This window comes from Stenotrophomonas sp. 86428_Sma, assembly GCF_056481585.1.
This window is the reverse complement of sequence record NZ_CM151156.1, coordinates 3,993,347-4,014,201: the sequence shown is the minus strand read 5'-3', so window position 1 is coordinate 4,014,201 and position 20,855 is coordinate 3,993,347. Positions and strand designations below refer to the sequence as shown.

The window sequence follows — 20,855 nt, the reverse complement described above, 5'->3', positions numbered from 1 at the left end:
GGCCGGCTGCCTTTCCAGCGGTACCCCCATGACCCCACACGCCCCCGCTATCACCCGGCTGGCGGTCGCGCTCGCCCTGGCGCTGGCAACGCCGCTGGCGGCGGCGCGCGGCGTCCCGCCCGGCTTCGAGGATCTGGTCGAAGGCCAGACCGAACAACTCGACATCCAGCTGTTCGGGCGCTCGGCCGGGCTGTCGCCGGTGAGCGTGACCCTGGAGCACGTACAGCTGGAAGATCCAGCAAGCGTGCTGCAGGCGCTCAACCTGCCCGCCGAGGCGCAGGCCGCGCTGCTGCCCGCGTTGTCACAGCCGATGCCGCGCAACAGCCATCTGGCCTGCCGCTTCGGTGGCGCCACCGCCGGCTGCGGCTATCTCGACCCACCGGAAGACCCCGCCGCCGTGCGCGCGCTGTACGACGAAGGCGAGGGCGCGGTGCGCCTGTTCGTTGCCCGCCAGTGGATTCCGGGCAAGCCGGCTGCCGAGCGCTTCCACACCGTCAGCGCCAACGCCGAGAACGCTTTCCTGCACCAGCAGGTGATCAATGTGAGTGGCAGCCGCGACTACCAGACGCTGTCCGCGCGTGGCACCGGCGTGCTGGGCCTGTTCGATCGCGGGCATGTCTCCGCCGAATGGAACTTCAACCAGCAGCGCTACCGCAGCCGCGGCAGTGACAGCGCGTTCCAGTTCGACAACGTCTACTACCGCCATGACCTGGGGCAGGCGCATTACCTGCAGGCCGGGCGCATGGACCGCCGCAACCTGTCCAGCCCGCAGGGCGGCACCTTCAGCTTCAGCATGCTGCCGCTGGACCGCCTGCAGGGCCTGCGCGTGGGCACCACCCAGGCCTATGTGGATGCCGATGCCGCCGTGCAGGCCACGCCCCTGACCGTGCTGCTGGCGCGCGACGCACGCGTGGATGCCTACGACGGCACGCGCCTGCTGCAGACCTATTACCTGCAGGCCGGCATCAACCAGATCGACACCCGCAACTTCCCGTTCGGCAACTACACCATCACCCTGCGCATCTACGAAGACGGCGTGCTGGTGCGCAGCGAAGACGCGCCGTTCGACAAGGGTGGCGACTGGACCAACAGCCAGTGGCAGTGGTTCGTGCAGGGTGGCAAGCGCAACGAGCGCCGCAGTGACCGCTTCGATGGCGAACGCGTGGCCGTGGCCGGCATGCGCGTGCCGCTGGGCCGCGACGTGGCGGTGGTGGCCGGCGCCGCCGACCTGGGCGGCTTCCGCTACGGCGAGGTGCGCGTGGACCTTCGCCGCCTGTATGCCACCCAGGAACTGCGCGCCAGCTTCGGTGGCATGCGCGGCAACGATGGCAGCACCGGCCAGCAGCACCAGCTCTCGTACCGCCGTACCGCGTCCTGGAACATCTACCAGCAGCGCATGCGTGGCAAGGCCTGCCAGTTCGAGGCCGACGCCCGCGACCAGTTGGGCTGCACCAATTCGCTCAGCGCCTCGATGGCGCTGCCGCTGGCCGGTGGCAGTGCCTATGTGGGCTACACGCGGCGGCAGACCTGGCGCGCCGGGCGCGAGCTCCCCGGTGCGGAGGGCGACCCGCTGGCCGGGCTGGACCCGCTGCTGCCACCGCCGCCGCCGTGGCAACCGCGCCGCGAGCCGCAACTCAGCCGCACCTGGCAGGCCAGCTTCAGCCGCAGCCATCGCTGGCAGGATTTCAGCGTCTCCACCCGCGTGGGTGTGTGGCAGCAGCGTGCCAGCGACAGCCTGCGCGGCAGTGACCAACGCGACCGCGGCATCTACTTCAACCTGAGCCTGACCCGCCTGCTGCGCGGTACCGCCGGCAGCGGCCAGCGCCGCTACAGCGTGGACGTGCGCCAGCCGCAGCATCAGCGCCCGGACATCAACTACAGCGTCGGCCACAGCCTGCGCCAGGAAGTCGATGCGCAGTACCGCGAGCTGTCAGCCGAACTGCGCGCCAACAACAGCGACCGCTACAGCGCCACGCTCAGCGGCCAGCTGCAGAACAGCCTGGGCCAGAGCGGCGCCACGCTGGCGCACTACCAGCAGCGCGGCCGCAGCGAGACCGCCTACAGCGGCATGCACAGCTCCGGTTTCGCGCTGGGCAAGCGCGGCTTCTACTGGAGCGGCAGCAACGGTGCCGACGCCGGCCTGGCCGTGCAGGTGGCCGACACCGACGACGTCGACCTGCGTGGCGTGGCGGCCGAACTGCAGGTGGGCGGCCTGCGCCGTCAACGCCTGCAGATCGGTGAGCGCCGGTTGCTGCCGTTGTCCTCGTACCAGTCGCACCGTGCCGAAGTACAGGACGCCAGCACGCTGGACAGCATCGCCGCCATCCGTGTGACCGGCGTGGGTGGCGCACGGCCGTTGTTCCTCAGCCCCGGACGGCTGATGCGCATGCCAGTGCCGATCGAGGTGACCTACACCTTCATCGGCAACGCCAAGGATCTAGCCGGAGCGCCGTTGGGTGGCGCCCGCATCCTCAACGCGCCGGTGCCCGGCACCAGCGCCAACGGCGGCTTCGTCGCCGACTTCCCGCGTCGCGAAACAACGCTGTACCTGCTGCAGGACGACCGCCTGCTGCACTGCCCGCTGCAGGTGCGCGAGCGCCGCCAGGTGGTGCTGCTGGTCGGCGCCGTGCATTGCGAGCCGCTGGCCGTGGCCCAGCTGCCGGCCGAGATCCGCCAGCAGGCCCGTGTGACCCGCCTGCTGCAGGAACGCGCGTTGATTGCCGCCACGCCCCAGACCGCTGCTGCAGGAGGAACGCCATGAACCGGCGTGTGTTGTTGGTGTTGATGCTGGTGTGCGCGCTGGTGGTGCTGGCGCCGAGGGCGTGGGCGCAGTGGCCGCCGGAAACGCATCCGACGGATCAGCACAGGGACATCGTGATGACCTGGGATCGCTCGGCGGTGCCGGGTGATGTGGAGCTGTGGGCGCCACGGACGGTGTTGGGATTCAGTCACGACCTGGCGATGAAGTATGGGCAGATCCATGTTGTTTGTGAGTCTGCTTCTGATAGTGAGTTTGGGAGGTGTCCGACGGACGGGGTTCCATCAATAGTTAGCGGGCCATCCGAAATTGTCCTGCGTCTTGTAGAAAGCCGAACAGGCCTGCATGCGGAGCTTCGGGTGCTCGGAAGCCTTCAGAGAGTCCTGAATGATTGGACTTGTAGCCCGGATTATTGGGATAGCAGTCAGCGGGCGCTCCATGAAGCGTTCTATTACACGTGTGGTATCGATCAGCCAATCGGTACGGGTTCTAGGCTCGCATTGCCATCATCCGAATTGACGCGTCTTGTTGCAGGCCATTGGAAGGCAACGATGCGCCTGAACATCAAGGCCGACCCAGCCGCCGCACCGGTTGCAACAGCCACCTTCAACTTCGACTTCACCGTCACCGACTACGACGCGATTTCAATCTACTTCCCCGGCTTCGACGGCGTTGCACCTCTGGTCAACATGGACCTGCGCTACGACCCGATTCGCAAGGTCGTCGCCGGGCGCAAGGAAGTAGACATGTGTCTGTACGACGGCGTGGGTTCGCAGAGCGAATTCCTCGGCGTCACCGTGCGCGACAGCGGGCCACGCCCACCGCCTGGGCGGGACTTCGCGGTCTGGCATCAGGATGGCGGCAGCGACGACACCCAGCGTCTCGATTACCAGGTCGGTCTGAACTACGGCGGCAATCTGCTGGCGATGAAGCATGGCGAAGAACAGCTGCTGCGTGGCATCGACAGCGCACAGCTGCGCATGGTGCTGCTGCCCGGCATCAGCCAACCCGTGTACTGCGTGCCCACTCCACTGACGCTGGAAACACCGCCCACGCCCATCGCCAGCAAACGCCCCTGTCTCTACGACGGCGAACTGACGGTAGAGCTGCGCGTGCCGACCGCTAAACCCTGATGCCCCGGAGGCTCATCATGAAGAAGCTGCTGTTTTGCCTGTTGCCGTTGAGCACACTGCTGGCCCCGCCGGCACAGGCCAATCTGTCCATTCATCCGATGCGCGCAACGGTGGATGCCAAGCACGGCACGAAGATCCGCGTGTACTCGCAATCCACCCAGCCGCTATACGTGCAGGCACGCCTGCTGCGCATCACCAAGCCGGCACAGGTGGGGGAGGAAGAGATCGAAGTGGATGCCGCCGATGCGGCGATTGCCATCACGCCTGGCAAGTTCGCGCTCAGCGGTGGTGGCAATCGTCTGATCCGGGTGATTCCGCTGCAGACCGTCGAGAAGGAGGCGGCCTACCGCATCTACTTCGAGGGGGTAAAGGGCCCCGACGGCACGATCCTGGAAGGCGATGAACAGGTGGCGCAGGCCAACGTTGGTGTCAGCCTGGTCTGGGGCGCGCTGGTGAACGTAGTGCCCGCCAAAGGCAGCGTGGATCTGCAACTGCAGGGCAACACCCTGCGCAACACCGGCACGCTGCGCGTGGGCATCACCGGTGCTGCCGAGTGCAATGTCGGTGGCGTGTGCACGCCGCTTGAGCTGTCCAGAAGTCTTTACCCCGACGCTGCGCTGACCTTGCCGTTCCAGCTCCAGCCGGGCAGCACCCTGCAGCTGCAGTACCGACTGTCGAACGACAGCTATCGCGATCACGTAACGACCCTGGCGCCGAGCACCTGACCTTAATTGCCCTGCGTAAGCGCGGGGCTTCATTTCCCTTGTCCTGTTAAGGAGAGAGCATGAACCATATCTATCGTCGTATCTGGAGCACAGCGAAGCAGTGCTGGGTGGTTGGCAGTGAACTGGCACGCACGACGGGGAAGGGCACTTCTGGACGGCGTGCCACTGTACTGATGGGGTGCCTGATTTCACTGTCATTCGCGGCTGGTTCCGCTGAGCTGGATTCAGACGGGGAGCAGTTGGATCTGGTTGAAACCACACAGACTCTCGCTTTCGCAGAACCTGCCCAAGAGGCGCCAACTGTGGGCATGGCTCCAATGTCGGCGCGTGCGGGCCAAAACGCAATTGAGCTTGGCTATCTGGCAAGCGCAAGTGGAACTGGTGGTATTGCTATTGGGCTTAGAGCGAAGAGCAACGAAGCCTGGAGTGTGGCCGTGGGCTCGGACAGTCACGCGGCGGCCACGAACTCTGTGGCGGTGGGAGACTCGGCCAAAGCGACTGCGCGTGCTGCGATTGCTTTGGGCAAGAGCGCCAGGTCACTCGGTGAGGGCGATATTGCCATTGGTGGAGCAGCGCAGACAGTGGGAGTTGATGCTGGTATTTCACGAATTGCGATCGGTGCAGGGGCTAAGGCTGGAACTCAAGGCCGCACTGGGGCAGTCGCTTTGGGGGGCGCGTCCACGGCCGAGTTCGATGGTGTTTCCATTGGCTACAACTCCAAAGCGTCAAAGGCAGGGGCAGTGGCGTTAGGAGTGCATTCCATAGCCGATGAGATGAACACGGTATCGGTGGGCAACAAGACCATGAAGCGCCGTATCGTCAACCTTGATGACGCCCGCTTGACCAGTTCCAGTACCGATGCAGTGACCGGCAAGCAGCTCTACGCAACCGAGCAGAAGATCGGATCATTGAATGGCATGCTGAAGGCGGGTTCGCACACCGATGCCTTCGTAATTGGGACAGGCTCTGTGTCCGCCTCGGCCAACACGGTGTCTGTTGGCAGCGCAAGCAAGAAGCGCCGCATCCAGTATCTTGCCGACGGCGTGATTGGTGCCGGCAGCACGGATGCCATGACGGGTAACCAGCTGCATGCCACCAACACGAAGGTGGCGGCTGTCGAGAAAACTGCCAATGCCGCGAAGACGGATCTTGTAGCGGTGCGCGAAATCGCGCAGAAGGCCGCCAATCGTATTGACGCGGCCACGCTGGCCCTGGGCAAGGGGGCCACTGCAGAGAACGGCAGCTACGGCGTCAGCACCGCACTCGGCAACAACGCAAAGGCGTACAACGGCCGCAGCGTAGCGCTGGGCGACGACGCGCGCGCTGGTGTGGATGCGGACGGCAACAAGGTGGCGAACCAGAACGCGGGCGTCTCGGTCGGTGCCGGAACCCGTAGCGCCAACGGCGCCGTTGCAACTGGCTTCCGCGCAAACGCAAGCGGCAACTTCTCTATTGCCGTAGGCGGTGATGCCAAGGCCGAGGCCGAGCACGGTACGGCGGTTGGTTATCTGAGCAAGGCCAGTGCCGGCCAGGCCACTGCACTGGGGCGTGGTAGCGAAGCCACTGCGCAGTACGCCACTGCCCTCGGCAATCTGGCCAAGGCAACAACAACCAGTGCTGTGGCCCTGGGTGATCGCGCTCAAGCCAAGCATGACAACGCAGTAGCACTGGGTGCAGGCTCGGTGACTGCCTCGTCCGACTCTGTTTCCGTGGGGAGCAGTAGCAAGAAGCGAAGAATCCAGTACATCGCAGATGGTGTGGTTGGGGCCGGTAGCACTGATGCAATCACAGGCAATCAGTTGCACACCACCAACCAGGCCGTGACCAAAGCCCAGACAGCAGCAGACGGCGCGACCACCACTGCCAATGCCGCAAAGGTGGAATCGGGCAAGGCGCTGGCCGAGACGGTCGTGCTGGGTGGCCTGGTCAACCAGACCGCTGCCAATGGCAGTGTTCGTCTGGGCCAGAAGAACAGTGGCACGCAGCTGGACGTGCGCAACAGCGCCAATGCGAACCGCAGGATTCTGGGCGTCGCCGACGGAGCCATCAACGCGACCAGCAACGAGGCCGTGACCGGCAAGCAGCTCCATGAAACCAACGCGAACGTGAATGCGGCACAGACGACAGCCAGCGCAGCGAAGGTCAGCGCGGACAAGGCGCTGGCCGACACCGGAGTGCTGAATGGCCTTGTCGGTCAAGTCGCTGTCAACGGCAACGTTCGTGTCGGCGAGAAGAACAGCGGCACCATGCTGGATGTTCGCAACAGCGCGAACGCGAATCGGAAGCTGAGCGGTGTGGCTGATGGAGTAGTCAGCGCCAGCAGCTATGAGGCCGTCAACGGCAGGCAGCTCAACGCCACCAATGACAAGGTGGCTACGGTGGAGGACATTGCCAGGACTGCGGGCACGGAAGCTGCCGTGGCAAAGGGGGATGCGGCCAAGGCGCTGGCCGAGACAGCGGCGCTGGGCGGGTTGGTGGCGCAGGTATCCGCGACTGGCAATGTGCGCCTGGGTGAGAAGAACAGCGGTACGACGTTGGATGTGCGCAATAGCGCCAATGCTGAACGGAAGATCAGTGGTGTTGCAGATGGGCTCTTGAGCGCAAGCAGTGCCGAGGCTGTGTCTGGGAAGCAGCTGTACTCAACCAATTCACGGATATCGGCTCTGGAAGGTGTGGGTCAGTTTCTGAGTATTGGCGAGGCTCCCATCAGTGAGCCTGCTGAGGCGGGAGCCGGAGGCGTCGCCATCGGTAACTCAGCCAAAACAGGTTCTGAAAGTGGGACCGCAGTTGGCACGCGGGCCAGAGCAATGGGTAGGAATTCAACTGCGATTGGAAGGGGAGCGACCGTTTTTGAGGAATCCGAGAATGGATTTGCAATGGGGGCAGGTGCTGAGGTGGGAGCGGCAGGCGGCGGCGCAAACGACGGTGTTGCTATTGGTGCGGGTGCAAAGATCGGGGTTGGAGCGCATGGGTCGCTGGCACTTGGAAGAGATGCTCAGGCAAATGAAGCTGGAGTTGTATCGTTTGGCAACAGTGGTATGCAGCGCCGGATAGTGAACATTGCACGAGGCACCGCCGAACACAACGCCACCACTGTCTCCCAGCTTAAGGATTCATTGGCCACCCTCGGTGGCGGAGCAGGCATGAACGCTAGCGGAAACATCGTCGCCCCGACCTACACGATGCAGGGCGGAACGCAGAACACCGTGGAGGATGCGCTGATGGCACTCGATGGCGCCGTCATCACCGCCGGCCGTCGCGCAGACAAGGTGGAAGGTCAGCTCAGCTCGATCTTCCAGGATTCACCCTCGGCCCGTGCCGACGGCATAAGCCAGATCGCGCTGAATGGCGTGAACGGCATGGTGCTGACCAATCTTGCCGACGGTCGAGTAGCCCCAGGAAGCCGCGATGCCGTTACGGGCAACCAGCTGTACGCCGCAGAGCAGAAGATCTCGCAGAATCGGAATGATCTGGACGCGATGCGCAAGGAGCGGGAGATGGGGCTGCAGGCAATTCGAAGGTTGGATGCGAACGGCCCGATCGACTTCGGTGGCGCGCGTTTGACTGGCGTGGCCGAGGGGAAGCTGTCGGCTGACAGTTCGGACGTTGTGCGCGGCAGTCAGCTCTATGAGACCAATAGCCGTGTGTCGGCCGTGGAAGGTATCAGCCAGTACGTTAGCGTGGGTGCAGCTCCAGGCTATGGCCCTGCTCAGGCTGGCCCGGTTGGTCTTGCAGTTGGAAACTTCGCCACGACCGGCAGCGATGGAGGAACTGCAGTGGGGACCCATGCTAAGGCACTAGGCAGAAATTCCGTCGCCATTGGTCGCGCTTCGGTCGTGCACGAGGATTCCGATAGTGGATTTGCACTAGGAACTGGAGCGGAGGTTGGCATTGCTGGAGGTGGTGCGCGAGGAGGCATTGCTATCGGTGCTGGAGCAAAGGTGGGCATAGGAGCGGATGGTTCGCTGGCGATTGGCGAAGGATCTCAGGCGAATGAGGCAGGAGTGGCCTCATTTGGAAGTGGAGCTACTTATCGTCGTCTGGTAAACATCGCCAACGGCATCGCCAACCACAACGCCGCCACGGTCGGCCAGCTGCGCGGTGCGCTTTCCGCTCTCGGCGGTGAAGTCGATGCCAACGGCAACATCGTCGGCCCGCGCTTCAACGTCCAGGGCCAGACACAGTCCACGTTGAATGGTGCACTGGAGGCGCTGGATGGTGCGGTCGTCACCAGCACCTCGCGTGTGGACAAGGTCGAAACCCAGCTCCGTTCCGTCTTCCAGGACACTCCCTCGGTCCGCGCCGACGGCGTCAACCAGCTCACCCTCGCCGGTGCCAACGGCATGGTCATCTCCAACGTGGCCAACGGCCTGATCGCGGCCGGCAGCCGCGATGCGGTCAACGGTGGCCAGCTGCATTCGATGCAGCAGCAGCTCAATGGCCGCATGGATGGGCTGGAGCAGCGCATCGACGATGCCCCGGCACCGCGTGCCCTGGCGTCGTCCTCGGTGCCGAATCCGCAGACCGATGAAACTTCGGTGGTACCGGAAGGCAAGGATTCCCAGCAGGTCGCTTCGGTAGGCGAGGGCGACAAGCCCACACCACAGCCGAAGGCCAACAAGGACGACTCGCCGAAGCCGCAGGTCGATACCGCTGAGCTGGAGAAGATGCTGGCCCGCGCCAACGAGTACACCGATGGGGCGATCAGCAACTTCGAGCGCCGCCTGGACAAGATGGACAAGCGCTTCAACCGCATGGCGGCGATGAGCAGTGCGCAGACAGCGATGGCGATGAACACCGCCGGCCTGGCCACCTACAACCGCCTCGGTGCGGGTGTGGGCTACAGCGAGGGTGAGTCGGCGATGGCGGTGGGTTACCAGCGCGTGCTCAACGAGAAGGGCTCAGCCACCTTCAGCCTCAATGGGGCGTTCACCAACAGCGGTGAGCGCAGCATGGGCGTCGGTGTGGGCATCGGCTGGTAAGCCATGGAGCCCCGGCGTGACGCGCGTAATCCACCCCGCCGCGCCGGGGTCCTCGCCCAGGAGATGGCGATGTACAGATGGGTAAAGGGAATCATCAGCTATCGCACGTTCTATATCTGGCGGGCGCGCTATCGCTACTACACGCGGAACCTGGATCTGTGGACGCTGATGAGCGGGCTGTGCATCGCCGGTCTGTTGCTGGTGCTGTGGTACATGTGGCGGATGTTGAGCGTGCCGACGCCGCGCGTGCACCCGGAGACAGCGGCGCTGCGCATCGAGGGTGTCACCAGGGAGGCGATCCATCGCATCGTGCTGGTGCGCCACGCGGGCAGCACGCCGGGTGCCCCGTTTACTACGCCGGAGGAGGTACGGGCAAGCACGCTGCGCACGATGCGGGTACGGCAGGTGATGGACAGTGAAGTGGTGTGGCGGCTGAAAGCCGACATGCTGGCGGACATCGCTGACTACATCACCGCCACAGGTGGGTGCTTTCCCTACGATTGTCGGCGGGTGCTGGATCGGTTGGACTACGTGCGCCAGGCCGGTGTGGAGAATGCGCAGATCAACGCGGCGCTGGCGACGATCCTGGAGGTGTCGTTGGACCAGATGCCTTCGTTGGAGGCAGACGAGCATGAGCGGGTGAAGAGTGGTTGGTCGGATGGGTTCAACGACATCTACTACCAGTCCTGGGTGTTGCGGGACCTGCAGGCCATGCACGCACAGATGATGCGGGAGTATCCGCAGCGTGCCCCCGCACCGTGGTTGCCGCGGCTGCTCAGCGACCCGCTGCGCGATACCCGATTTGTCTGGTAGCAGGAGCAAGATGGGCATCATCTGCCAGAGCAGGTAACACCGCTTTTGTAGAGTCGAGCTTGCTCGACTGCTCTCCGCTCAGCCATCGAAATGCACGAAGCACAGTGCGGACCAGCGGTCCGCACCTACCAAACACGGGTGCAGCGCCCCTGTAGAGTCGAGCCATGCTCGACTGCTCTTCGGTCAGCAAGCGAGGTGCCTGAAGCACGGTGCGGACCAGCGGTCCGCACCTACCAAGACCGGCGCGGCTCCACCACGCCCGTCCCACACCGCTGCGCTCGCCAGCCATGGGCCGGCGCTACCGTCACCCGCCGATATACGCGGTGATCTCCGCTTCGGCCAGCACCTGCCGCAGCTGCGCCACCGACGCGCGCCGCATCGGCTTCTCATCCACAGGTGACAGCGGCGCCTGGCGCAGGGCGTCATACGGCAGCACGGCCAGGTCGAAGGTCAGCTCTTCGGCACTGAATACCCACACCGGCACGTCCAGGCAGCGCTCACGGTCCATGCGCAGGCGACGCGTCCGCGATTCGGCGGGAATGCCGTGTTCGTCCAGGAAGCGGTGCACGGCCTCCGGGTCGTCGCTGTGCAGGTGCAGCTGCACGGGGCTGTTGGCGTCGGCGGTGCCGTCCAGCACGGGACCGGCCAGGCGAGGGGCGAAGCCGTGCAGGAACTCCAGCGCGCGCATCGCGGCTTCACGGCGGCGCTGCAGTTCGTTGCCGTGCTGGGGCCCGGAGAACAGCCGCTGGTACTCGCGCAGGGCGTCCTCGATCTCGGTATTGCGGGGCAGGGAGGCATCGTCGTGGATGCCGAGCCGGCTGGCGGCCTTCAACTTGGCCTGGTGGTAGTCGCGGATGCCGCCTTCGGCCATCAGGCGGGCGGCTTCGTGGGCGAGGCGGTGGCGCCGCTCGCGGGTCTGGCTGGCAGCATGCTGGCGGGCGCGATGCATGCGATGACTCCCTGTTGCGACCTGGCTACAGACTAGCGCACGGATGTGACATCTGCGTGGGTATGGCGGATGCAACTGCTTTGGTGGGTGCCGACCTTGGTCGGCACGGGGCGCCAACCAAGGTTGGTAACTACCGGGGCGGCATCGGTGCCAACCGAGGTTGGCACCCACCAACGCTTTGGTAGGTGCCGACCTTGGTCGGCACGGGGCGCCAACCAAGGTTGGCAGCTACCAGAGCAGCATCGGCGCCAACCAAGGTTGGCAACTACCGGGCCGGCATCGGCGCCAACCAAGGTTGGCATCTACCAGAGCAGCATCGGTGCCAACCAAGGTTGGCAGCTACCAGAGCCGCATCGGTGCCAACCAAGGTTGGCATCTACCAGAGCGGCATCGGCGCCAACCAAGGTTGGCATCTACCAGAGCGGCACCTACCGAACCCTTCCTCAGAAGATATCGAACGCGGCGGCGTCGGCCTGCGGCGTATTGAGGTTCAGGTCGTAGTCGGTCAGGCGGTCCATGTCTTCCACCTTCACCCACTCGGTCGCGCCGTTGAGGGTGGCCTGGACCATGCCGCTGGGCGGGTCGTTCTGCGCGATCGGGGTGTCCTTCAGCGCGGTGCGCATGTAGTCGATCCAGATCGGCAGGGCGGCCTTGCCACCGTATTCGCGGTAACCCAGCGAGCGGAAGTCGTCGCGGCCCACCCACACGGTGGTCACGTACGGCCCGCCGAAGCCGGAGAACCAGGCGTCGCGGTGGTCGTTGGTGGAGCCGGTCTTGCCGCCCACGTCCTCGCGGCCGAGCACCTTGGCCTGCACGCCGGTACCGCGCTGGACCACGTCGCGCATCATCGACACCAGCTGGTAGGCGGTGCGGGCATCGATCGCGCGCGGGGCGGTGCGGGCATCCGGGTTGGCCGGTGCCGCCGGGGTTTCGACCTTGGCTTCGGCCTTGGCCGCGGCGGCCGGGTCCACCTTCGGGGCCGGAGCGCCGAAGTTGAAGCCGTCCACCACCTGGTTGACCGGCTGGTCGCTGCTGCCGGCGCAGTCGCGGCAGGCCAGCGCCGGGTTTTCCTTGAACACCAGGTTGCCGTCGCGGTCATTGACCTGGTCGATCAGCCAGGTGTCCACGCGCGAGCCGCCGTTGGCGAACACGGCGTAGCCGCGGGCCACCGACAGCGGGGTCAGCGAGGCGGTACCCAGCGACATCGACAGGTTCGGCGGCAGTTCCGATTCGGCGAAGCCAAACTCGCTGATGTACTTGCGCGCATAGTCCACGCCCATGCCATCGAGCAGGCGCACCGAGACCAGGTTGCGCGACTGCACCAGCGCTTCACGCAGGCGCATCGGGCCGCGGAAGCCGCCACCGTCGTTCTGCGGGGCCCAGGTCTTGCCGCGGCGGTCGCGGAACACGACCGGGGCGTCGAGCACGATCGAGGCCGGGTTGTAGCCCTTGTCGAAGGCGGCGGCGTAGACGAACGGCTTGAAGCTCGAACCCGGCTGGCGACGGGCCTGGGTGGCGCGGTTGAACTTGTTGCCGGAGAAGCTGAAGCCACCCACCAGCGCCTTCAACGCGCCGTTGTGGGCATCCAGCGAGACCAGTGCGGACTGGCCGCGCGGGATCTGGTCCAGCAGCCACTCACCTTCCTTGGCCCCGGCGCGCACGCGCACGATGTCGCCGCGCTGCACCAGCTTGCCCGGGGTCTTGTTGGTCCACTTGGCGGCGCCGGCCGGCAGCACGATCTCGCTGCGGTTTGCCAGCACCACCGTTGCGCTGCCATCGGCACCGGTGCTGGCGACGATGGCCGGCAGCAGGCCGGCCTGGCCGTACATGCCACGCAGGTGCTCGGCCAGGGCAGCGGCGTCTTCGCCGGCACCCACCTGCACCTGCTTCTCCACGCCGTGCCAGCCGTGGCGGTGGTCGTACAGCAGCAGGCCGTCGCGCACCGACTGGTTGGCGGCGGTCTGCAGGGTGGCATCGATGGTGGTGGTGACGTGGTAACCCTTGTTGACCACATCGCCGCCGAAGCGGGCGATCATTTCCTGGCGCACCAGCTCGGCCACGTAGGGGGCATCGACCTGCACCGGCGGCTCATGTGCGGTGGCGTGCATCGGCACGGCCTTGGCCGCGTCGGCCTCGGCCTGGCTGACGAACTTCAGGTCGGCCATGCGCTGCAGCACGTAGTTGTCGCGGCGCTGGCGGGCACGTTCCGGGTTGGAGATCGGGTTGCCCGAAGACGGGAACTTGGGGATGCCGGCCAGCGAGGCCATTTCATCCAGGTCCAGCTCGTTCAGCTTCTTGCCGTAGTAGAACTCGGCGGCGGCGGCCACGCCGTAGGCGCGGTTGCCGAAGAAACTCTTGTTCAGGTACAGCTCGAAGATCTCGTCCTTGCTCAGCTCGGACTCGATCTTCCGCGCCAGCAGGATCTCGGCCAGCTTGCGGGTGTAGCTGTACTCGGAACTGAGGAAGAACTGGCGGGCGACCTGCTGGGTGATGGTGGAGCCACCCGGCACGCGCTTGTCGTTGGTGGTGGCCAGCAGCCACACCGCGCGGCCGATGCCCATGTAGTCCACGCCGCCATGCTCGTAGAAGCGGGCGTCCTCGGTGGCCAGGAAGGCCTGCTTCAGGCGCTCGGGCACGTCCTTCATGGTGATGGGGGTACGGCGGGTCTCGCCGAACACCGCCATCAGCTTGCCGTCGGCGGCATAGACGTACATGGGCTCCTGCATTTCCACGTCGCGCAGGGTCTGCACGTCGGGAAGCTTGGAGGACACGGCGTAGTACAGACCGCCCACGGCGGCCGCGCCGATCAGCGCCAGGACCAGGACAATCAGGAAGATCCAGCGCAGCCAGCGGCGGAGTCGAGTCATCGGGTTCAGATTCCGATTGCGAATTTCGTGGTCGCAGAGTATAGATTACGCAAGGTGGCGGCTGGGGTCGGCACCGGGGAGCGCAAGGGGAACAGTCAGGGGCTGCATGGTGAATCCGTGAAGGACTTCACAGCAGGGCCGTTGCCATTTGCTAAGAATACGTTATTAATGCTCGGGCGCAGGTCTTGCGTCCAAGTGCCCGTCGGCAGGGGAGAAACCGTGGGGCTCATCCCAAAAAGTCAGTCGCCGCTTGTAGGCGTCGACATCAGTTCGACTGCGGTAAAGCTTTTGCAGCTGTCCCGCAGTGGCAATCGTTTTCGTGTGGAACATTACGCTGTGGAACCTCTTCCGCCGAATGCGGTGGTGGAGAAGAACATCGTGGAAGTGGAGGCCGTGGGTGAGGCCATCCGCCGCGCGATGAACCGCTCGGGGAGCAAGGCCAAGCTGGCCGCTGCCGCCGTCGCTGGGTCGGCGGTGATCACCAAGGTGATCCCGATGCCGGCCGAGCTCGACGAGAACGACATGGAAGCCCAGATCGAGCTGGAAGCGGTCAACTACATTCCGTACCCGATCGAGGAAGTGAACCTGGACTTCGAGGTGATCGGGGCGATCCCGAACAACCCGGAGATGGTCCAGGTGCTGCTGGCCGCGTCGCGTTCGGAGAACGTGGAACTGCGCCAGTCGGCGCTGGAGCTGGGTGGCCTGCAGGCCAAGGTGATGGACGTGGAGGCCTTCGCGGTCGAGAACGCCTATGCCCTGGTCGCCAGCGAGCTGCCGGTATCCATCGAGGGTGTGGTCGCGCTGGTCGACATCGGTGCCACCATGACCACCCTCAATGTCCTGCGCGGCGGCCGCAGCCTGTACAGCCGCGAACAGGTGTTCGGTGGCAAGCAGCTGACCGACGAGATCATGCGCCGCTACGGCCTGAGCTACGAGGAAGCCGGACTGGCCAAGCGCCAGGGCGGGCTGCCGGAAAGCTACGAGATGGAAGTGCTGGAGCCGTTCAAGGAAGCCACGGTCCAGCAGATCAGCCGCCTGCTGCAGTTCTTCTACGCAGGCAGCGAGTTCAACCGCGTTGATCACATCGTGCTGGCCGGTGGCTGCGCCGTGCTGGGCGGTCTGCCGGAAATGGTCGAGGAACAGCTGGGCGTGCCGACCGTGGTCGCCAACCCGCTGGCGCAGATGACCCTGGGGCCGAAGGTGAACGCGCATGCGCTGGCCCAGGATGCCCCCGCGCTGATGATCGCAACCGGTCTGGCGCTGAGGAGCTTCGACTGATGGCACGCATCAATCTATTGCCCTGGCGCGCCGAGCGGCGCAAGCAACGCCAGCGCGAGTTCTACGCAATGCTGGGCATGGCCGCGATCGGTGGCCTGCTGCTGTCGCTGGTGATCTGGTTCTACTACGACCGCCAGGTGAGCGGCCAGATGGACCGCAACGCCTATCTGGAAGCCGAGATCGAGAAGGTCAAGGAACAGAACAAGGAGATCGACCGCCTCGACGCGCAGAAGGAACGCCTGCTGGCCCGCAAGAAGGTGATCGAGGAACTGCAGGCCAAGCGCTCGCAGATGGTGCACCTGTTCGATGCGCTGGTGCGCACGATTCCCGATGGCCTGGTGCTGACCGCGCTGAAGCAGGAAGGCGACGTGCTGACCCTGGAAGGCCGTACCCAGTCCAATGCCCGTGTTTCGGCTTACATGCGCAATCTGGAGACCTCCGGTTGGATGACCAACCCGGAACTGTCGATCATCGAAGCGCGTGATCCCGAGAAGGACAAGGACGGCAAGGTGGGCCCGCTGGCCGACATCAAGGCGCTGCCCTATGTGTTCGTGGTCAAGGTGAAGCTGCCGGCACAGAGTGAGGAAGTGGCCGGTACGCCAGGCCTCAACGCCGATGGTTCGGTGGCAACGCCGGCTCCGCCCGCAGTGGCACCGCTTGCAGCCGGCCCGGATGCAGCGGCACCTGCTGCACCGGCCGCCGGCCAGCCTGCTGCTGCACCGGCTGCACCCGCTCCCGCCGCCGCGCCGGTCAACGCACCTGCTGCCACCCCGGCCCCGGCTACGCCGAACCAGCCGGCAGCCCCAGCTGCAAAGCCTGCGCCGAAGCCCGAGGGCAGCCGCCTGGCGCAGCCGCCGCAGGCCTTCAACGCCCCGCTGCAGGGGGATCGCGCATGAGCCAGAAAATCGATCTGAAGAACCTGGATTTCAACGACATCGGCAATTGGCCGCAGAAGGCCAAGATCGTCTTCTGCTCGCTGTTGGCGCTGGTGATCATGTTCGTGGCGTGGATGCTGCTGATCAGTGGCAAGCGCGAGGAACTGGCCGGCCTGGAATCGAAGGAAGTCGAGCTGCGTTCGGAGTTCACCAAGCAGCAGGAGCGTGCGGTGAACCTGGCGCCGCTGAAGCAGCAGCTGGCACAGATGGAACAGGTGCTGCAGCAGATGCTGCGGCAGCTGCCCAGCAAGACCGAAATGCCGGACCTGATCATCGACATCTCGCAGACTGCGCTGTCCAGCGGCCTGACCAACGAGCTGTTCGAGCCGGAGCAGGAGCAGGTCAAGGAGTTCTACGCCGAAAAGCCGATCAAGCTGCGCATGGTGGGCAGTTACCACCAGTTCGGTGCCTTCGTCAGTGGCGTGGCGTCGCTGCCGCGCGTGGTCATCCTGACCATGCACGACATCAACCTCAAGCCCAAGGACAAGACCAGCGGCAACGCCCGCAGCGGTGCGCTGGAGCTGTCCGGCACGGTCAAGACCTATCGCTATCTGGATGAGACCGAGGTGCAGGCACAGCAGGCGGCTGACGCCGGCAAGGAGGAGAAGAAGTGATCCGTTCCCTCTTTGCGCGTTGTGGGATGGCTGCCGTCGTGCTGATGCTGGCCGCGTGCGGCCGCGATGTGACCAGCACGCCGGGTGATGCACCGAATCTTGAAAAGTGGGTGGAAGGCGAGCGTGCCCGGCCGGCGCAGCCGCTGGAGCCGCTGCCGGTGATGCAGCAGTTCGAAACCTTCGAATACTCCGCACAGGGTCTGCGCGACCCGTTCACCGATGCCTGGACCAATCCGCAGCAGGGGAATGGCGGATTGCGTCCGGATCCGAACCGGCGCAAGGAGCCGCTGGAAGGCTTCCCGCTGGACGCACTGGACATGGTCGGCACCATCGGCACCGGAGCCGCCACCGTGGCGCTGGTGATGGGGCCGGACAAGGTGACCTACCGGGTACGCCCGGGCGGCTACCTGGGGCAGAGCGACGGGCGGGTCACGGCGGTCTTCGAAGACCACGTGGAGCTGATCGAACTGGTGCCGGATGGCGCGGGTGGCTGGCTGGAACGGCCGGCAACGCTCTCGCTTGAAGATCAATGATCGTTTACTGGGGATAGCACGATGACCTTTCACCAAGCCAAGGGGCTGCGTCCCATCCGGCGCTTTACCTTGAACCGTGTCAGCGCGTTGGGAGTCGCGCTGATGCTGGCCTGCGCTCCGGCGCTGGCCGCCGCACCGGCGGAAAAGCCGGTGGGCGCCACCGTGGCACCGGCGGCAGCGCCGGCCGGCCTGTCGGTGGCCAAGATCGATTTCAAGCGCGGCGATGATGGCGCCGGGCGCCTGATCGTCCAGTTCGACGGCCAGGGCGCGGTTCCGGACCTGCGTACGCAGGGCAACAGCGTGGTGGTCGATGTCGGTAACGCCCGACTGCCGGCCAACCTGCAGAAGCCGATGAACGTCATCGACTTCGCTACGCCGGTGCAGCGCATCGACGCCAAGCCGTCCGGTGCCGGTACCCAGCTGGTGCTGAGCACCGGCGGTGCGGTCGAATCACTGGCCTACCAGAGTGGCAACGAGTACGTGGTGGAGATCAGCCCGCGGCAGGCGCCGGCCGCCGTCGGTGCCGTCACCGCTGGCAGCGTCACCCAGGCTGCCAAGGCCGTCGGCCAGCGCGGTTTCACCGGCAAGCCGGTGACCTTCAACTTCCAGGACGTGCCGGTGCGCACCGTGCTGCAGCTGATCGCCGAGGAATCCAATCTCAACGTGGTGGCCTCCGATTCGGTACAGGGCAATGTGACCCTGCGCCTGGTCAACGTGCCGTGGGACCAGGCGCTGGACATCGTGCTGCGTGCCAAGGGCCTGGACAAGCGTCGCGATGGCAGCGTGATCTGGGTCGCTCCGCAGGCTGAGCTGGCCAAGTTCGAGCAGGAGAAGGAAGACGCGCGCATCGCCATCGAGAACCGCGAAGACCTGGTCACCGATTACGTCCAGATCAACTACCACAGCGCCACGCAGATCTTCAAAGCGCTGACCGAGGCCAAGGGCATCGGTGGCGGCAGTGGTGGCGGCAATGGCGGTGGTGGCGGCTCGTCGCAGGAGGAGAGTGGCTTCCTGTCCGGGCGGGGCCGCATCGTCGCCGACGAGCGCACCAACACGCTGATGATCAGCGACATTCCGAAGAAGATCGCGCGCATGCGCGAGCTGATCAGCGTGATCGACCGCCCGGTCGACCAGGTGCTGATCGAAAGCCGCATCGTCATCGCGACCGACACCTTCGCCCGCGAGCTGGGTGCGAAGTTCGGCATCAGCGGCAGCCGCGACAACGTGTACTTCAGCGGCAGCCTCGCTGCCAACGAGGAAACCCGCAAGTCGCAGGTCGATACCGCACTGGCCAACGCCAAGGCGGTCCGTGAGTGGCAGGCCGGTGGCAGCGTCGGCCCGGCGCCGATTCCCAGCGGCCCGACCATCAAGCGTGGCCTGAACTGGAACCTGCCGGTGGCTACGGCCAGCAATCCGGGTTCGCTGGCGCTGTCGATCCTCAACGCAGGCTACCTGCTGGACGTGGAGCTGTCGGCCATGCAGGAAGAGTCGCGGGGTGAGGTGATCTCCAACCCGCGCGTGGTCACCACCAACCAGCGCGAGGCGATGATCAAGCAGGGCAAGGAAATCGGCTACGTCACCATCAGTGGCACCGGTGCTGCCGGTGGCGCCGGTTCCACCCCGAACGTGCAGTTCAAGGAAGTGGTGCTGGAACTGCGGGTGACCCCGACCATCACCAACGACAACCGCGTGTTCCTCAACATGCAGGTGAAGAAGGACGAAGTTGACCGCCTGATCGAACTGCAGGGCTACGGCACGGTACCGTCGATCAACCGCCGTGAGGTCAACACCGCGGTGCTGGTCGAGGATGGACAGACCGTGGTCATCGGTGGTGTGTACGAGTTCACCGACCGCAGCAGCATCAGCAAGGTGCCGTTCCTGGGCGACGTGCCGTTCCTGGGCAACCTGTTCAAGAAGCGCGGCCGCAACAAGGACAAGGCCGAGCTGCTGGTGTTCGTGACCCCGAAGGTGCTGCGCGTGGCCAAGCAGAACTGAGCCCGCGCCTCCGCGAAACGCAGAAGGGCCGCCCTGCGCGGCCCTTCTGCGTTTCCGCCAGTAGATCCACGCCGCCCATGTCCAGTAGATCCACGCCGCCCATGTCCAGTAGATCCACGCCGCCCATGTCCAGTAGATCCACGCCATGCGTGGATGGGCCGTTCAGCCGTTCTTGATGCCATTCGCAGGGCACCCTGCGATGATGTCGGGAACCCGTGCCGTCCCGCGCCGGTCAAAGGCCTCCATGAACCTGCCACCGCCGATGCCCGAAACCGTCTCGCCGCCGTCCGCGCCGGCCACCTCCCGCCTGCATGCCGCTTTCAGCCAGCTGCGCGACGCATTGTCGGCCGAGATCGTGGGCCAGGCCGCGCTGGTCGAACGCCTGCTGATCGCGCTGCTGGCCGATGGCCACCTGCTGGTGGAAGGTGCCCCGGGCCTGGCCAAGACCACGGCGATCCGCGCGCTGGCCTCGCGCCTGGAGGCCGACTTCGCCCGCGTGCAGTTCACCCCGGACCTGCTGCCGGCCGACCTGACCGGCACCGAGATCTGGCGCCCGCAGGAAGGCCGCTTCGAATTTGTACCCGGCCCGATCTTCCATCCGATCCTGCTGGCCGATGAAATCAACCGAGCGCCAGCCAAGGTGCAGTCGGCACTGCTGGAAGCGATGGGCGAGCGCCAGGTCACCGTGGGCCGCCACACCTACGCGCTGCCGCCGCTGTTCCTGGTGATGGCCACGCAGAACCCGATCGAGCAGGAAGGCACCTTCCCGCTGCCGGAAGCGCAGTTGGACCGTTTCCTGATGCATGTGCGCATCGGCTACCCGGACCAGGCCGCCGAATCGGAGATCCTGCGCCTGGCCCGCGAGCGTGCCCGTGGTGCGTTGGGCGAAGCCGCACAAGCGCCGGAAAAGCTGCCGATGCAGGATGTGTTCGATGCCCGCCGCGAAGTGCTGGACCTGCACATGGCGCCGGCGCTGGAACGCTACCTGATCGAGCTGGTGCTGGCCTCGCGTGATCCGTCGCGCTATGACGCTGGCCTTGGCCGCCGCATTGCATGGGGCGCCAGCCCGCGCGGTTCCATCGCGCTGGAACGCTGTGCACGCGCGCGCGCCTGGTTGGCTGGCCGCGATTTCGTCACCCCCGATGACGTGCGAGCGGTTGCTGCCGACGTGCTGCGCCATCGCGTGCTTCCCAGCTACGAAGCCACCGCTGAAGGCTGGGATGGCGAACGCCTGGTGCAGGAGCTGCTGGCCCGGGTGCCGGCACCCTGAGCC

13 protein-coding genes are annotated in these 20,855 nt (G+C 65.4%); 11 read left to right on the top strand and 2 right to left on the bottom strand.

All coding sequences use genetic code 11. The annotated features are described in order from the left end of the window. Window positions 1–28 precede the first annotated feature (28 nt). The 5 genes from ACZK3J_RS18445 to ACZK3J_RS18425 all read left to right on the top strand — a co-directional run bounded on the left by ACZK3J_RS18445 (window position 29) and on the right by ACZK3J_RS18425 (window position 10,411). Entirely contained in the window at window positions 29–2,761 is a 2,733-nt protein-coding gene (locus ACZK3J_RS18445; RefSeq protein WP_478476149.1) for a TcfC E-set like domain-containing protein, read from the top strand. Beyond that, on the top strand, window positions 2,758–3,891 hold the full coding sequence (locus tag ACZK3J_RS18440; RefSeq protein ID WP_478476148.1) for a CfaE/CblD family pilus tip adhesin: 1,134 nt from the start codon (window positions 2,758–2,760) through the stop codon (window positions 3,889–3,891). The genes ACZK3J_RS18445 and ACZK3J_RS18440 overlap by 4 nt, the downstream gene beginning before the upstream one ends. 17 nt (window positions 3,892–3,908) lie before the next feature. Then, window positions 3,909–4,616, top strand: coding sequence for a pilus assembly protein (locus ACZK3J_RS18435; protein ID WP_414576908.1), 708 nt, complete (start codon window positions 3,909–3,911; stop codon window positions 4,614–4,616). 59 nt (window positions 4,617–4,675) lie between these two features. Next, complete coding sequence (locus ACZK3J_RS18430; RefSeq protein WP_478476147.1) at window positions 4,676–9,598, top strand: ESPR-type extended signal peptide-containing protein; 4,923 nt, start codon at window positions 4,676–4,678, stop codon at window positions 9,596–9,598. Window positions 9,599–9,667: 69 nt separating this feature from the next. Next, complete coding sequence (locus ACZK3J_RS18425) at window positions 9,668–10,411, top strand: hypothetical protein (RefSeq protein WP_107432127.1); 744 nt, start codon at window positions 9,668–9,670, stop codon at window positions 10,409–10,411. Window positions 10,412–10,715: 304 nt separating this feature from the next. Here ACZK3J_RS18425 and ACZK3J_RS18420 read toward each other — a convergent pair whose 3' ends face one another. Both ACZK3J_RS18420 and ACZK3J_RS18415 read right to left on the bottom strand, forming a co-directional pair. Further along, window positions 10,716–11,360 carry a hypothetical protein gene (locus tag ACZK3J_RS18420; protein WP_012511978.1) on the bottom strand — a complete coding sequence of 215 codons (645 nt, stop codon included), beginning with the start codon at window positions 11,358–11,360 and terminating at the stop codon, window positions 10,716–10,718. A gap of 443 nt (window positions 11,361–11,803) precedes the next feature. Beyond that, window positions 11,804–14,227 carry a penicillin-binding protein 1A gene (locus ACZK3J_RS18415; protein ID WP_049461748.1) on the bottom strand — a complete coding sequence of 808 codons (2,424 nt, stop codon included), beginning with the start codon at window positions 14,225–14,227 and terminating at the stop codon, window positions 11,804–11,806. Between the two features lie 219 nt (window positions 14,228–14,446). Between ACZK3J_RS18415 and ACZK3J_RS18410 the strand changes: the two genes are divergently transcribed. The 6 genes from ACZK3J_RS18410 (at window position 14,447) to ACZK3J_RS18385 (ending at window position 20,852) form a co-directional block, all read left to right on the top strand. Continuing rightward, window positions 14,447–15,505 carry a pilus assembly protein PilM gene (locus ACZK3J_RS18410; RefSeq protein ID WP_010484061.1) on the top strand — a complete coding sequence of 353 codons (1,059 nt, stop codon included), beginning with the start codon at window positions 14,447–14,449 and terminating at the stop codon, window positions 15,503–15,505. Further along, window positions 15,505–16,401, top strand: a complete 897-nt coding sequence (locus ACZK3J_RS18405) for a PilN domain-containing protein (protein ID WP_049422632.1) — start codon at window positions 15,505–15,507, stop codon at window positions 16,399–16,401. Before ACZK3J_RS18410 ends, ACZK3J_RS18405 begins: the two co-directional genes overlap by 1 nt. Next, window positions 16,398–17,054, top strand: coding sequence for a type IV pilus inner membrane component PilO (locus ACZK3J_RS18400; RefSeq protein WP_049400744.1), 657 nt, complete (start codon window positions 16,398–16,400; stop codon window positions 17,052–17,054). The genes ACZK3J_RS18405 and ACZK3J_RS18400 overlap by 4 nt, the downstream gene beginning before the upstream one ends. Before the next feature lie 26 nt (window positions 17,055–17,080). Beyond that, window positions 17,081–17,587 carry a pilus assembly protein PilP gene (locus tag ACZK3J_RS18395; protein WP_010484064.1) on the top strand — a complete coding sequence of 169 codons (507 nt, stop codon included), beginning with the start codon at window positions 17,081–17,083 and terminating at the stop codon, window positions 17,585–17,587. Between the two features lie 21 nt (window positions 17,588–17,608). After that, window positions 17,609–19,582, top strand: a complete 1,974-nt coding sequence (locus tag ACZK3J_RS18390) for a type IV pilus secretin PilQ (RefSeq protein WP_049422631.1) — start codon at window positions 17,609–17,611, stop codon at window positions 19,580–19,582. A 244-nt stretch (window positions 19,583–19,826) separates the two neighbouring features. Then, window positions 19,827–20,852, top strand: coding sequence for an AAA family ATPase (locus ACZK3J_RS18385; protein ID WP_032127852.1), 1,026 nt, complete (start codon window positions 19,827–19,829; stop codon window positions 20,850–20,852). Window positions 20,853–20,855: the final 3 nt, after the last annotated feature.

What these genes read in the sequence shown, in the direction of transcription:
- ACZK3J_RS18415 (WP_049461748.1), bottom strand. Translation starts at nt 14,227, where the DNA reads ATGACTCGACTCCGCCGCTGGCTGCGCTGGATCTTCCTGATTGTCCTG.
- ACZK3J_RS18395 (WP_010484064.1), top strand. Translation starts at nt 17,081, where the DNA reads ATGGCTGCCGTCGTGCTGATGCTGGCCGCGTGCGGCCGCGATGTGACC.
- ACZK3J_RS18400 (WP_049400744.1), top strand. Translation starts at nt 16,398, where the DNA reads ATGAGCCAGAAAATCGATCTGAAGAACCTGGATTTCAACGACATCGGC.
- ACZK3J_RS18440 (WP_478476148.1), top strand. Translation starts at nt 2,758, where the DNA reads ATGAACCGGCGTGTGTTGTTGGTGTTGATGCTGGTGTGCGCGCTGGTG.
- ACZK3J_RS18405 (WP_049422632.1), top strand. Translation starts at nt 15,505, where the DNA reads ATGGCACGCATCAATCTATTGCCCTGGCGCGCCGAGCGGCGCAAGCAA.
- ACZK3J_RS18445 (WP_478476149.1), top strand. Translation starts at nt 29, where the DNA reads ATGACCCCACACGCCCCCGCTATCACCCGGCTGGCGGTCGCGCTCGCC.
- ACZK3J_RS18435 (WP_414576908.1), top strand. Translation starts at nt 3,909, where the DNA reads ATGAAGAAGCTGCTGTTTTGCCTGTTGCCGTTGAGCACACTGCTGGCC.
- ACZK3J_RS18390 (WP_049422631.1), top strand. Translation starts at nt 17,609, where the DNA reads ATGACCTTTCACCAAGCCAAGGGGCTGCGTCCCATCCGGCGCTTTACC.
- ACZK3J_RS18420 (WP_012511978.1), bottom strand. Translation starts at nt 11,360, where the DNA reads ATGCATCGCGCCCGCCAGCATGCTGCCAGCCAGACCCGCGAGCGGCGC.
- ACZK3J_RS18425 (WP_107432127.1), top strand. Translation starts at nt 9,668, where the DNA reads ATGTACAGATGGGTAAAGGGAATCATCAGCTATCGCACGTTCTATATC.
- ACZK3J_RS18385 (WP_032127852.1), top strand. Translation starts at nt 19,827, where the DNA reads ATGAACCTGCCACCGCCGATGCCCGAAACCGTCTCGCCGCCGTCCGCG.
- ACZK3J_RS18430 (WP_478476147.1), top strand. Translation starts at nt 4,676, where the DNA reads ATGAACCATATCTATCGTCGTATCTGGAGCACAGCGAAGCAGTGCTGG.